The sequence below is a fragment of the Nocardia vinacea NBRC 16497 genome (genome assembly GCF_000308835.1).
GTDB classification, from domain to species: Bacteria; Actinomycetota; Actinomycetes; order Mycobacteriales; family Mycobacteriaceae; genus Nocardia; species Nocardia vinacea.
Genome location: NZ_BAGN01000178.1, coordinates 1 through 13,491, shown reverse-complemented (window position 1 = coordinate 13,491; position 13,491 = coordinate 1). Strand labels below are relative to the sequence as shown.

General features: G+C 67.3%; 11 protein-coding genes. 8 read left to right on the top strand and 3 right to left on the bottom strand.

The annotated features are described in order from the left end of the window. Positions 1 to 159: 159 nt before the first annotated feature. Positions 160 to 1,257 carry an ABC transporter substrate-binding protein gene (locus ON44_RS24000; RefSeq protein ID WP_040693922.1) on the bottom strand — a complete coding sequence of 366 codons (1,098 nt, stop codon included), beginning with the start codon at positions 1,255 to 1,257 and terminating at the stop codon, positions 160 to 162. Positions 1,258 to 1,392: 135 nt separating this feature from the next. Then, on the bottom strand, positions 1,393 to 2,217 hold the full coding sequence (locus ON44_RS23995) for a VOC family protein (protein WP_040693921.1): 825 nt from the start codon (positions 2,215 to 2,217) through the stop codon (positions 1,393 to 1,395). Between the two features lie 335 nt (positions 2,218 to 2,552). Here ON44_RS23995 and ctaD point away from each other — a divergent pair, with 335 nt between their 5' ends. The 8 genes from ctaD to ON44_RS23950 all read left to right on the top strand — a co-directional run bounded on the left by ctaD (position 2,553) and on the right by ON44_RS23950 (position 12,158). Further along, positions 2,553 to 4,295: an aa3-type cytochrome oxidase subunit I gene (gene ctaD, locus ON44_RS23990; RefSeq protein ID WP_063046341.1), complete on the top strand. Its 1,743-nt coding sequence runs from the start codon at positions 2,553 to 2,555 to the stop codon at positions 4,293 to 4,295. 135 nt (positions 4,296 to 4,430) lie between these two features. Next, positions 4,431 to 5,654 carry a phosphoserine phosphatase SerB gene (gene serB, locus ON44_RS23985; protein WP_040693918.1) on the top strand — a complete coding sequence of 408 codons (1,224 nt, stop codon included), beginning with the start codon at positions 4,431 to 4,433 and terminating at the stop codon, positions 5,652 to 5,654. 124 nt (positions 5,655 to 5,778) lie between these two features. Beyond that, positions 5,779 to 6,582, top strand: coding sequence for a peptidyl-tRNA hydrolase (locus tag ON44_RS23980; protein ID WP_083898102.1), 804 nt, complete (start codon positions 5,779 to 5,781; stop codon positions 6,580 to 6,582). A 385-nt stretch (positions 6,583 to 6,967) separates the two neighbouring features. Next, a complete protein-coding gene (locus tag ON44_RS23970) occupies positions 6,968 to 7,801 on the top strand; it encodes an ABC transporter ATP-binding protein (protein WP_040693914.1) in 834 nt (277 codons plus the stop codon). Positions 7,802 to 7,908: 107 nt separating this feature from the next. Then, on the top strand, positions 7,909 to 8,679 hold the full coding sequence (locus ON44_RS23965) for an NUDIX hydrolase (protein ID WP_169338091.1): 771 nt from the start codon (positions 7,909 to 7,911) through the stop codon (positions 8,677 to 8,679). A gap of 18 nt (positions 8,680 to 8,697) precedes the next feature. Next, a complete protein-coding gene (locus tag ON44_RS23960) occupies positions 8,698 to 9,474 on the top strand; it encodes an enoyl-CoA hydratase-related protein (protein ID WP_040693908.1) in 777 nt (258 codons plus the stop codon). Positions 9,475 to 10,023: 549 nt separating this feature from the next. Then, positions 10,024 to 11,001 (top strand): class I SAM-dependent methyltransferase, encoded by a 978-nt coding sequence (locus ON44_RS23955; protein WP_040693906.1) that lies wholly within the window; start codon positions 10,024 to 10,026, stop codon positions 10,999 to 11,001. Beyond that, a complete protein-coding gene (locus ON44_RS23950) occupies positions 11,001 to 12,158 on the top strand; it encodes a class I SAM-dependent methyltransferase (protein WP_040693903.1) in 1,158 nt (385 codons plus the stop codon). Before ON44_RS23955 ends, ON44_RS23950 begins: the two co-directional genes overlap by 1 nt. A 223-nt stretch (positions 12,159 to 12,381) precedes the next feature. On the opposite strand, the gene ON44_RS23945 is transcribed toward ON44_RS23950, so the two are convergent. After that, positions 12,382 to 13,491, bottom strand: a 1,110-nt coding sequence (locus ON44_RS23945; protein ID WP_040693901.1) for an outer membrane protein assembly factor BamB family protein, incomplete at its 5' end; no start/stop codon positions are given.

The window sequence follows — 13,491 nt, the reverse complement described above, 5'->3', positions numbered from 1 at the left end:
GACCACCACGGAGCGAGTTTTACGAGCGACCCGTTCGCGGCCCGTCTCGCGTCCGAGTCGTCGAAGCGCATGCGCCGCAGGCGCGAGTCTCGACGGCTCGGACGCGAGACACAGGGGGCCGCGAACACGCAGCGCCGAAGGCGCTGCAATTAGACACAGTCAGTCGGTGACGAAACCGTTCAAGCTGCCGCGCAGGTCGGCGAGCATGGCGCGGGCCGCGGTGAGCCCGTCACCGTGCCACACGGTGTCTTCGACCGCGAAGACGCGCTTATCGGTGGCGGCGCCGAGATCCTTCCAGGCATCGCTGCGCAGCACCGTCTTACCGTGCGCTTCACCGGCCTCGTCCGCGAAGACGACGTAGATGATGTCGCCCTCGACCTTCGTCAGGTCCTTCTCGGTCACGTCGAAGGAGGTGCCGCGCTGCGCGGTCGGCCGCTGTACGCCCACATCGGCGAGGATCTGTCCCGCGAAGCTATTGCTGCCCTGGACCTGGCCCTGATCGGCGGTGAAGCGGACCACCGAGGCCTGGGACTGGCTGGCGGCCAGCGCATTACCGGTCTCGCGCGCCTCGGCGCGGTAGTTCTCCAATGCCGTTGTCGCTGCATTGCGACGGCCGAGACCCGCTGCGAGCGTACTGAATTCGGTCTGCCAGCCGCTGCCGGAATCGGCGAGCACGGTCGGCGCGACAGCCTGCAATGCGGCGAAACCGCCTGGGCCGCTCGAAATATCGCCGATGATCAGATCAGGATGCAGGGCGGCGATCTGCCCGAGATCGGGCTCTGCCGCCGAACCGACCGCGGGAATCTTCAGCACGCCGTAACCGAGATACATGGGCTGCGAGCGGGGTCCGTCGATCGGGACCGCGCCGACGACCCGCTCCCACAGACCGACCGCGCAGGCGGCGTCCAATGCGGAGGTGGACAGCACCACGATGCGCTGCGGATCGGCGGGCACCTCCGAGGTGCCCGCGGCGTGGGTGACGGTGCGGGTCTTGCCGTTCGACGGATCGGGTGTGCTCGGCAGCGGGCAGGCCTGCGAGGTGTCACGTTCCAGGCCGACCACACCCGCGCCCGCGATATTCGTCGTGGTGCGAATGATCGAGCTGGCGTCGTCCTTCTGACTGCAGCCCGCGACGACCAATGCGGCGCAGAGCAGGGCGACCGCGGTGCCCCCGTGCCGGACCGCGCGATTCCTGGCGGTGCCGTAGCGAAGGGAGTCTGTGCGGTTTCGGGTGCGAACAAGGGCGCTCACCGGCATGCGGGTGAGGGTACCGCGTGGCGTGGGTGCCGGGACGCGAAGGCCACCACCGCGTGCACGTCGCATCCGGACCATATCCGCGACCGCGCGGAATCCCGCTGTCGTACAGCGGATTCCGCGCGGTCGCCGGTTCGCCTACTCGGCGTTGCCGCCGATGCTGAAACGCGCGCCGGTCGGGTCGGCGACCTGTGCGATCCGGCCGTAGGGGGTGTTCTCGGGCTGCGCCAGCACGGTGCCGCCCAGTTCGACGACCTTGGCGACGGCCGCGTCGACGTCATCGGCGCCGAAGTAGACGGTCCAGCCCGCCGGTACCCCCTCGGGCAGGAAGGCCGAGGCATCCATGACACCGCCGAGCATCGGGGTGGTGGCGTGGATGGTGGTGTAGCGGAACTCCGGGGTGTCGGAGATGGCGAAGGTATCGCTCCAGCCGAAGACGTCGCGGTAGAAGTCGAGCGAGCGGGCGTAGTCGCGGGTGTGCAGTTCGAACCAGGATGGGATGCCGACGTGGTCGCTCCAGGTGCCGCCCGAGGCGATGCCGATGGTCTCGAAACCGCCGAAGGTGCCGGTCTGCCAGATGCCGACGCCCGCGCCGCCGACATCGCCGAGTACGGCCATCGCGCCGAGATCGCCCACCTCCATGGGCGGCACGACGACCGCGCCGCCGTGCTCGGCGGCCGCGGCGGCGGTGGCCTTGGCATCGGGTGAAGCGAGGTAGACCGTCCATTGATCGGGGCCATCGACCCCGTCCGCTGTCTTGCCCATGCCGCCCGCGACGGCCTTGCCGTCCTTGCGGAAGGTGATGTAGCCGCCGAACTCCTCGCCCGCGCGGTCTGCGGTCCAGCCGAACAACTGGCCGTAGAAGGCAATGGCCCGGTCTGGATCAGAGGTGTAGACGTCGACCCAGCAGGGATCGCCGGTCTCAGGTGCGGGCCCACCCGTCGCCCGATCGGCGCCCCTCATCGAATCGCTAGGCGATGCTGTACTCATCAAAGGTCTCCTTGCCGAGAGTGGATCACTGTCACCGATAGAGACGTCGGCTGCCCGGGAAAGTCATCGCTGGCGACTGCTTGCAGGTCGCTCGAAAACGGTCGGCATGGACCGTGCCGGATTTCGATCGTCGGCGTAGTCGCCCTTACCGCGAAATACGACACAGAGTAGGACCCGCGCGGATGGCTGTCGCAGCACGGTTTACGATCTCAGGAGCGCAAGCGAACTCCTCGTCCGTCCCCGGTAGTGGGGCGGATGCGAGCAGCGGAGCCTGCGGAGCGACCTAAAGGCACCTTTCAGGAGGATCAGTGACTGCCGTAGAGCCAAAGCCAGTCCCTCAGTTGGAAGCGACTCGGCCGTATCCGGCTCGGACCGGGCCGAAGGGCTCGTTCATCGTCAAGATGGTCACCACCACCGACCCCAAGGTCCTCGGTGTCATGTACCTGACCACCTCGATGGCGTTCTTCCTCATCGGTGGTCTGATGGCCCTGCTGATGCGTGGTGAGCTGGCCCGGCCGGGTCTGCAGTTCCTGTCCCCCGAGCAGTTCAACCAGCTGTTCACCATGCACGGCACGATCATGCTGCTGTTCTACGCGACCGCGATCGTGTTCGGCTTCGCCAATATCGTCCTGCCGCTGCAGATCGGCGCCCCCGACGTCGCCTTCCCGCGACTGAACGCCTTCAGCTACTGGCTGTACGCCTTCGGCGCGACCATGGCGACCGCGGGCTTCATCACCCCCGGCGGCGCCGCGGACTTCGGTTGGACGGCGTACGTGCCGCTGACCGACATCCTGCACTCGCCCGGCGTCGGCACCGACCTGTGGATCCTCGGCCTCGCGGTCTCCGGTCTGGGCACCATCCTCGGTGGCGTCAACATGCTGACCACCGTGGTCTGCCTGCGTGCCCCCGGTATGACCATGTTCCGGATGCCGATCTTCACCTGGAACATCGCCGTCACCAGCGTCCTCGTACTGCTCGCCTTCCCGCTGCTGACCGCCGCGCTGTTCGGTCTGGCCTACGACCGCCACCTCGGCGGCCACATCTACGATCCGGCCACCGGCGGCATCCTGCTCTACCAGCACCTGTTCTGGTTCTTCGGCCACCCCGAGGTGTACATCATCGCGCTGCCGTTCTTCGGCATCGTCTCGGAGATCTTCCCGGTCTTCTCGCGTAAGCCGATCTTCGGTTACACCACACTGGTCTACGCGACACTGGGCATCGCCGCGCTGTCGATCGCGGTGTGGGCGCACCACATGTACGCCACCGGCGCCGTGCTGCTGCCGTACTTCTCGTTCATGACCTTCCTGATCGCCGTCCCGACCGGTGTGAAGTTCTTCAACTGGATCGGCACCATGTGGCGCGGCCAGCTGACCTTCGAATCGCCGATGCTGTTCTCCCTCGGCTTCCTGGTCACCTTCCTCTTCGGTGGTCTGTCCGGCGTCATCCTTGCCAGCCCGCCGCTGGACTTCCACGTCACCGACTCGTACTTCGTCGTCGCGCACTTCCATTACGTGCTCTTCGGCACCATCGTGTTCGCCACCTACGCCGGTATCTACTTCTGGTTCCCGAAGATCACCGGACGCATGCTGGACGAGCGCCTCGGCAAGTGGCACTTCTGGACCACCTTCATCGGCTTCCACACCACCTTCCTGGTGCAGCACTGGCTGGGTGCCGAAGGTATGCCGCGCCGCTACGCCGACTACCTGCCCAGTGACGGATTCACCACGCTGAACACCATTTCCACGATCGGCGCCTTCATCCTGGGCGCGTCGATGCTGCCGTTCATCTGGAACGTCTTCAAGAGCTACCGCTACGGTGAGGTCGTCACCGTGGACGATCCGTGGGGTTACGGCAACTCGCTGGAGTGGGCCACCACCTGCCCGCCGCCGCGGCACAACTTCTACGAGCTGCCGCGCATCCGTTCCGAGCGTCCCGCCTTCGAGCTGCACTACCCGCACATGGTCGAGCGGATGCGGGCCGAGGCCCATGTGGGCTGGGGTTCGGGCAAACATGCCACCGAGGTGCACGAAGGCGCCTTGGCAAAGCATTAGAATTCCGATCGATGAGTGTGCACCTACTGATCAATCAGTGGGTGCACACTCATTTGTGGGGCAAGCACCGACCGCAGCGTTGCGACACCGGGGTCCAGCACAGCTACGGCAAACAACTAACTTGGAGCACCTCAGTTGGCCGACACCACCGTCCTCGCCACCGTCACCGGACCCGACCGGCCCGGTGTGACCTCCGTGCTGCTCGCGGCGATGTCGCGGCACCACGTGAGCCTGCTGGATGTGGAGCAGGTCGTCATCCGTGGCCGACTGACCCTCGGTGTGCTGGTCACCTGCCCGAGTGATCCGGAGGCGCTGCAGGACGAGCTCGAAGAGGCGATGAATACCGTCGGCATGCATGTCGACGTCGAGGTTGACGCACAGATCGGCAGGCAGCCGATGTCCACCCATGCGGTGGTCATCCTCGGCGCGCCGGTGACCGCGCGCGCATTCAGTTCGGTCTCCCGCCAGCTCGCCGCGCTCGGCGCCAATATCGACACCATCCGCGGCATCGCCGACTACCCGGTGACCGGGATGGAGCTCCTGGTCACCGCGACCGATACCGGACCCGATTCCGATGCGCGGCTGCGCACGGCGCTGGCCGAGGTCGCGGTCACCGAACAGGTGGACGTCGCGGTGGAGCGGGCCGGACTGGCCCGCCGGGCCAAGCGGCTCATCGTCTTCGATGTCGATTCGACCTTGATCCAGGGCGAGGTCATCGAGATGCTCGCCGCGCATGCCGGGGTCGAGGATCAGGTCCGCGAGGTCACCGAGGCGGCCATGCGCGGTGAAATCGACTTCGCCGAATCGCTGCGCCAGCGGGTGGCGACCCTCGAGGGGCTGGACGAATCGGTGATCGAGGAGGTGGCCGACCGGATCGAGCTGACCCCGGGCGCGCGCACCACGATTCGGACCCTGCGCCGCATCGGATTCCGCTGCGGTGTGGTGTCGGGTGGCTTCCGTCAGGTGATCGAACCGCTCGCGCACGAACTGGAATTGGACTTCGTGCAGGCGAATACGCTCGAGGTCGTGGACGGCAAGCTGACCGGCCGGGTGGTCGGCGAGATCGTCGACCGTGCCTTCAAAGCCACCGCGCTGCGCAAATTCGCGGCGGAGGCGGGGGTGCCGATGGAGCAGACCGTGGCAGTCGGCGACGGCGCCAACGACATCGACATGCTCAATGCGGCCGGGCTCGGCGTCGCCTTCAATGCCAAGCCCGCATTGCGCGAGGTCGCCGATGCGGCGCTGTCGCACCCCTATCTGGATGCCGTCCTGTTCATCCTCGGCGTGACCCGCGACGAGGTGGAGGCCGCCGATGCCCGCGACGGCGGAATCCGTCGGGTCCCGCTCGTCGGTAGCTGAGTCACACCGATAGACCATTATCGGGAATGCGGCGGGCGTCACGAAACTTGCACTCGATACGTTCGGCCGGGGAGGTCGGAGCCGATCCCGTACAGCGGTTTTCATCGACGATCAAGGTGGAGTGATGGCGAGTTTCCCGGAGGGCGCAGCCGGAGTCCGGGACAGCGGTGGTTCGGCGGAAGCCGAATTGTCCACGGGCATTGCGGGATTCCGCATTCGGCATGCGGAGCTGGCGCGCGGCTACGGCGGTCTCGGCGACCCGGAGGATCCCGCTCTCGTGCAGGCCATGCAGATGGTGCTGCACATTCCGAAGATCGATCCGCCGCGGCGCAGTGCGCTGCTGGAGGCCGCGGCGGCGGCAACGGTGGCGCTGTGCCTGGATGAGCGGGTCGGGCCAGACGGGGTGTGGGAGCAGCGGTTCCTGGCCTGGAAGCGGTCGCGGATCCGCAAGGTGGCCCGGCGGGCGCGCGGTGCGCAGTGGCTGGCCGCCAACGAGGTCGACGGGGTGACCGTCGAGGTGGACGGTGCGCAGGCGCGGGCATTCGTGCCGGGGCCGGTGGGCGAGGTCGATTCGCGGATCAGGCGGCTGCAGATCAACGGCACCGATCTCGAACACGACGATCCCGGACCCGCCGATCCCGATCTGCCGGTGCTGTGGGTGAATGCGAAACTCGGCATGACGCTCGGCAAGGCCGCTGCTCAGGTCGGTCACGCCAGCATGTTGCTAGCCGGTGCGCTTACCGTGGACGAGGCGCTGCGGTGGTCGCAGCGTGAGTTCCGATGCGCGGTGCGCGAATCCGGACCGGAGCAGTGGGCGTCGCTGTGCGAGCAAGTGTCTCGTGGACAGGCCGTCGCGGTGCGCGACGCCGGTTTCACCGAGGTCGCTCCGGGGTCGATAACTGTGATCGCGGTACCCGGGCAATACTGATTGCCTGGGAGTGAATTGCCTCGCAACCGGTTTGCGCTGCAGGTCCCACAAGCGATTACGCGGTATAGATGTTTCGCTGTTCGGCGCTAGGGGGATTCACCCGGGCCCGATCTGGGTACGTTCGACGCAACAGGACCGCCCGCACACCACTTGCCGGAGGCCATCATGATGACGACGCTGTTGGTGATACTCGCCGTTTGGGTAGGTTGTTCGATTCCGCTGGCGCTGATCGTCGCGCGGATGTTCCGCTCCAACGATGAGCCGCCGAAAAATCCGCCGGGAGCGGTGCGCGCACCGTCCGCGAAGGCACGTCGTAGCGGGCGAATGGCCACGTCGTGGCTACCGGCATGGGTCGGTCGTACGAACACAGCGCATTTGAGCCAAGATGGAGCCCGTGCCGCAACCGGATCCCGATCTGCTCATTGATTTCACCGACGTGACCATCCGACGCTCGGGTCACACCCTCGTCGGCCCGGTCACCTGGCAGGTCGAGCTCGACGAACGCTGGGTGGTCCTCGGACCCAACGGCGCGGGCAAGACCTCGCTGCTCCGCATGGCCGCCGCCGAAGTGCATCCGACCTCGGGCATCGCCCATCTGCTCGGTGAAGTCATCGGCAAAACCGATGTCAGCGAGCTACGACCGCGCATCGGCTGGTCCTCGGCCGCGGTGGCCAGCCGGATTCCGCGCGACGAGAAGGTCAGCGATCTGGTGGTCTCCGCCGGTTACGCGGTCCTCGGTCGCTGGCGCGAGCGTTACGACGATATCGATACCGACCGCGCCATCGATATGCTCGAAAGCCTCGGCGCCGAACATCTTTCCGATCGCACCTACGGAACATTGTCGGAGGGGGAGCGCAAGCGGGTGCTGATCGCCCGGGCGATGATGACCGATCCGGAGCTGCTGCTGCTCGACGAGCCCGCCGCCGGTCTGGATCTGGGTGGTCGTGAGGAGTTGGTGGAACGCCTCGGTGATCTGGCCTCGGATCCCGATTCCCCGGCCATGGTTCTGGTGACCCACCATGTCGAGGAGATTCCGCCGGGCTTCACCCATGGTCTGCTGCTGAACGAGGGCGCGGTCGTCGCACAGGGTTTGCTGCCGGATGTGCTCACCGCCGAGAATCTGAGCGAGGCTTTCCGTCAGTCGATCGCGCTGGATCGCGTCGACGGTCGGTACTTCGCGCGTCGCGCGCGTCGTTTGGGGCGGCACCGTTCGCGCTGAGCCCGTGATGGGGATTACGGCGTAAAACAAGCAGGCGTTAGGGTGCAGGAGTGAGTGAGTCGAACGCGCAGGAGCCCATTCCGTCGCCCAAGGACGCTTCGACGGTGATGTTGGTGCGTGACGGTGCCACCGGACCCGAGGTGTTCCTGCAGCGCCGGGTCGGGGCGATGGCCTTCGCCGCCGGTATGACCGTTTTCCCTGGCGGCGGTGTCGATCCGTCGGACGGAACCGCCGATATCGAATGGGCCGGACCCGAACCCGCTTGGTGGGCGGCGAAATTCGGCACCACCGAGCCGAGGGCCAAGGCGCTCGTTGCCGCCGCAGTGCGCGAAACCTTCGAGGAGTGCGGGGTACTACTGGCCGGGCCGACGGCCGACACCGTCGTCTCCGATACCACTGGCTACCACGATGCCCGGACTCGACTGGAGCGGCGCGAAGTGTCGCTGGCGGCCTTCCTCGCCGAAGAGAAACTGGTGTTGCGTGCGGATCTGCTGCGGCCGTGGGCGAATTGGATCACCCCGGTGATCGAGCCGCGGCGCTATGACACCCGGTTCTTCGTCGCGGTGCTGCCGCAGGGGCAGTTGGCCGACGGCGCCACCACCGAGGCGGCCGAGGTGCAATGGCGCACCGCGGCGGACGAGCTCGACCGCTGGCGTGCGGGCACCGATGTGCTGTTGCCGCCGACCTGGTCGCAGCTCGATGCCATTGCCGAATTCGCTTCCACGGCGGAGATTCTGGCCATCGACCGGGTGATCGAACCGATCATGCCGGTGCTCACCGGTGACAACGGGCGGCAGGTGCTCCAGTTCCCGGACAACCAGCGCTATTTCGCCGAGCTGCCGGATACCAGCAGGCTCAGGGGATCCGCGCGTCCATGAGGCAGTAGGTTTCCTGCCATGGCCGAATTCGTGACCCTGGAGTTGCCCGAGGATCCCGCCGTCCGTGGCGTTGCCGTCCTCCGGATCGACCGTCCGCCGCTGAATCTGCTGAATGCGCAGCTGGTGCGGGAGGTGGCCGAGGCGGCGGCGGTTGTCGCCGCACACCCCGGGGTCGCGGCATTGGTCGTCTACGGCGACGAGCGGGTCTTCTGCGCGGGTGACGATCTCGGCGAACTCTCCGGGCTCGGCCCGGATCAGGCCGAAGCCATGGCCGCCGATCTGCAGGCGGCACTGGGCTGCCTGGCCAAGGTGCCCCAGCCCACCGTCGCCGCGATCAGCGGCTACTGCCTCGGCGGCGGCCTGGAACTGGCCCTCGCCGCCGACCGTCGCATCATCGGCGACAACGTCAAACTCGGCCTGCCGCAAATCAAAGCGGGCCTCATCCCGCTCGCAGGCATCCGCCGCCTATCGCTGCTGATCGGCCCCGGCTCCGCCAAAGACCTCGTCTTCACCGGCCGCTTCGTCGAGGCCGACGAAGCACTCGCCCTCGGCCTGGTCGACGAGGTCGTTGCCCCCGACGACGTCTACACCACCGCCATCCGCTGGGCCCAACAATTCACCGACGGCCCCACCCGCGCCCTCGCCGCCGCGAAAGCCGTCTTCGAAGCAGGCCCACACGGCCTGGACCGCGCCCGCACCGAATGGACCGCCCTCTTCACCACCGAAGACCGCCGCATCGGCACCGAGTCCTACCTGGCCGACGGTCCAGGTTCGGCGACTTTCGTCGGGCGCTGACGGGCACAAGTGGGCTCGGCGGAGTCGGTGGCGTTCGTCGGGGTCTCGGTTGATGGGTCTGACGGGCTTGCACCGAATGGACCGCTCTGTTCGCCACCGAGGGCTGCCGCATCGGCACGGAGTCGGTACCTGGTCGGCGGCCCAGGTTCGGCAACCCTCGTAGGGTGCGGACGGGCACCAGGCGGGCTTCGGCGCATCCGGCTGACGGTTCGGTTTGGCTTGCTTGTCGTTACCGGTCGGTAGCCTGGATTCGCGGTGTTGCGGTCTGTTGAGACGGGTTTGGGCGATCCGAGTGCCGATTCGGACCATAAACAGGAACACGTTCCTGCGCGGTGGGTGGTGTGGCTTTCGCAGCACTTGATGATCGTGGGTCCCACTCGAGCCCCAGGTTGCCGACCGCATCAGGGGCGCGCGGCGGTGCGGGGGTAGATCAGCGGGCAGGTTCAGAACCAGAACGAGTCTCGGGGTGCGGGGCGACGGTGCGAAATCACGTCCTACTCACTGGTCCGCTGCAGACGTGCGGCGGAGGGTTGGCTAGGCTAGCCCACCATGACGGTCCACCCCGATGACCCGGCGCCGAACCCGCATGCCACCGAGGCCGAGGTCGAAGCAGCGCTGAAGGATACGAAGCTCGCCCAGGTGCTCTATCACGACTGGGAAGCCGAGACCTATGACGACAAGTGGTCGATTTCCTATGACGAGCGCTGTATCGACTATGCTCGCGGCCGGTTCGACGCCGCGGTCGGCCCCGCGCCGCTGCCGTACGAGCGCGCGCTGGAACTGGGCTGTGGCACCGGCTTCTTCCTGCTGAACCTCATGCAGGGTGGCGTGGCGAAGTCCGGTTCGGTCACCGACCTGTCGCCGGGCATGGTGAAGGTCGCACTGCGCAATGCCGAGAACCTCGGGCTCGATGTCGACGGCCGGGTCGCCGATGCCGAGACCATCCCGTACGAGGACGACACCTTCGACCTCGTCGTCGGCCACGCGGTGCTGCACCATATCCCGGACGTGGAACTGGCACTCAAGGAATGCCTGCGCGTGCTCAAGCCGGGCGGGCGCTTCGTCTTCGCCGGTGAACCGACCACCGCGGGCAACTTCTACGCCCGCTGGCTCGGCCGCATCACCTGGAAGGCCACCACCACCGTGACCAAGCTGCCCGCACTGTCGGGGTGGCGGCGTCCGCAGGCCGAACTGGACGAGTCCTCGCGCGCCGCGGCGCTGGAGGCGGTCGTCGACCTGCACACCTTCGATCCGAGCGACCTCGAGGCGATGGCCCGGCGCGCCGGCGCCACCGAGGTCAAGGCGAGCACCGAGGAGTTCGCGGCGGCGCTGTGGGGCTGGCCGGTGCGCACCTTCGAGGCGGCCGTCCCGGAGGAGAAGCTCACCATGGGCTACCGGATGGCCATGTACCGTGCGTGGCTGCGGCTGAGCTGGCTGGACGAGAACGTCATGCGCCGCGTGGTGCCGCGCCAGTTCTTCTACAACGCCATGATCACCGGCGTGAAGCCGGGCGCTGCCGCCAAGTAGTGGGTTACCGCTTCGGCCGTGAGGATGTCGTCTTCCTCGGCAGCGCGGCGGGTTGTGCCGCGCTGGCCGAGGTGGATCGGCTGGAGCTGACTCCCGCGACGCACCTGCGCGATATGGAGCGGGTGCGTCGCGAATTCGGCGAGCGGTCGGCCGCTCTCGTGGAAACGGTGCGCTTGCGCCGCCGTGCCGCGGCCAAGCTCGTCGATACCGGACAGTGGCTGTTCACCGATGACGCACTGCAACAGGCGACGCCGACGCTGGTGGCCCGCCATCGCGCCGCCCGCCTGTCCGGGCGTGCCGTACACGATGTGACCTGCTCGATCGGCGCGGAACTCGCCGAACTGGCCCGCACCTGCCCTTCCGTGCTCGGCAGTGATCTCGACGATGTGCGCCTGTCCATGGCCGCACATAATCTCGGCGCATCCCGAAATGTCCTGCTGGCCAAGGCCGATGCCCTCGTCCCGACCAGCACCGGCACCGTCGTCATCGCCGATCCGGCCCGCCGCGCGGATGGTCGCCGCACCCACGATCCAGCCAAACTGCAACCCCCGCTCCCGGATCTGCTTGCCGCCTATCCCGGCCGCGATCTGGCCGTAAAGTGCGCTCCCGGACTGGATTTCGACCGCCTGAACTGGCCGGGTGAGATCGAGGTCGTCTCCCTCGACGGCGCGGTCCGCGAGGCCTGCCTGTGGTCACCGGGCCTCGCCGACAGCGATATCACCCGCCGCGCAACAGTTCTCACCTCCCGCGGCGAATCCGTCACCTACACCGACGCCGCCCCCGACGATATTCCGGAACAGCCCCCCGGCGAGTGGATCATCGACCCCGACGGCGCCATCGTCCGCGCGGGCCTGGTGCGCCACTACGCTGCCGAACACGGCCTGTGGCAACTGGATCCGCAGATCGCCTACTTGACCGGCAACACCGTCCCCCACGGCGTCCGTGGCTTCCGCATCCTCGACCGCCTGGAATTCCGGGAAAAGGCTCTCCGCCAAGAACTGTCCCGCCGCAACTGCGGCCCCCTCGAAATCCGCATCCGAGGCCTGGACATAGACCCCGACGCCCTCCGCAAACGCCTCAAGCTCCGCGGCACCACCCCCTACACCCTCATCCTGACCCGCCTATCCCGCACCGCCGCCGCATTCCTCTGCACCTAACCCATGCACTGGCGTCGAGAACGCACTGGTTGGCGCACCCGTCCCGGCGTTTGCCGCCGCAGACACATGGTGATCAAGGCCCAGCACCGTGCTCCACCCCAGCCGCCCCCGGCGCGATTGACTCGCTCGTGCCCTATACCCGTGCTCGCCGGCATCACCGGTGCCGCCACCCGGGCTCGCTGGAGTCGAGAACGCAAGCTGCTCTCGACGCCACCCCGAGCGTCTACTGCTCGGGTTTGAAGGTGAAGACTTCGCCGATGCGGGTGGCGAGGACTACCTCGCCCTTGGGGCCGATGGAGGTGCCGGTGGTTGTGCCCTTGGCGTCCGGCAGGACATCCGAGTCGACGGTTGTGCCGGTCTTGGTGTCGAAGGTGATCAGGTTGATGCCGTCGCCGATGGCGGCGGCGGTGTAGCCGGTGTCGCCATCGGTCTGGACGGGGGTGCCGCGCAGGGTGAGATCCTTGCGTTCCCAGGCGATTTCGGCGGCGTCGCCCTTGTCGCGCAGGGCGAGCAAGTGGCCGTCGTCACCGGCCGGGATGATCAGGCCGTCGTTGGAGACCGAAATGCCGCCGCGCGGAGCCCAATCCAGGGGCTGCACCCATTTGGTCCGGCCGTCGGCGGCGTCGACCGCGATGAGGCGCTCGGAGTTGTCGCCGACGTAGACGGTGCGGCCGTCAGCGGACAGCGTCGGACTGGTCGCGCTGCCGCCGGTGAGCAGGTCCGCGCTCCATTCCTGCTGAATCTTATTGTCGGCGTAGCGCAATGCGACCAGTGCGGCGATCGGCTTGCCCGGCTTCCACAGCGTGACGAAGAAGCGGCCGCTGGACACCTCGATCGGCGAGATATTGGCGACCGGGCACTGCGGTCCGCCGATCGCGCAGTCGTCGAGACCCTGTCCGGACGCGGGTCGGGTGAGATCCGGGTACTCCAGGAAATCGGGATCGCCCAGCAGTTGGGTGGTGCTGACGACGCGCGCACCGGTCTGGCGGCTCAGCACATCCACCTGACCGGACTGGGTGACCGTCAGGATATTCCCGTCACCGGTGAACTGCGCCGAAACCGGTACGCCCGCAACGGGAGTCCGCCAGCGCGGCTGCCCGATGGAGTTGAACGCACTGACCCCGCTGTCGTCGCCGACGTAGACATTGGTGCCACTGTCGACCACCGTTGGCGCGGAGATCGCATTCGGTCCAAGCGGGTTGCAGAAGCGCTTGCGGCCGGTCGGCATCTGCAGCGAGAGAATGGCGCAGTTGCTCGAGGTCAGGGTGGTGACGAACATTTGCCCGTCCGGGCCGAGCGTCACGGGTTCCTCGATCGGCCCCCCGACCGGCCG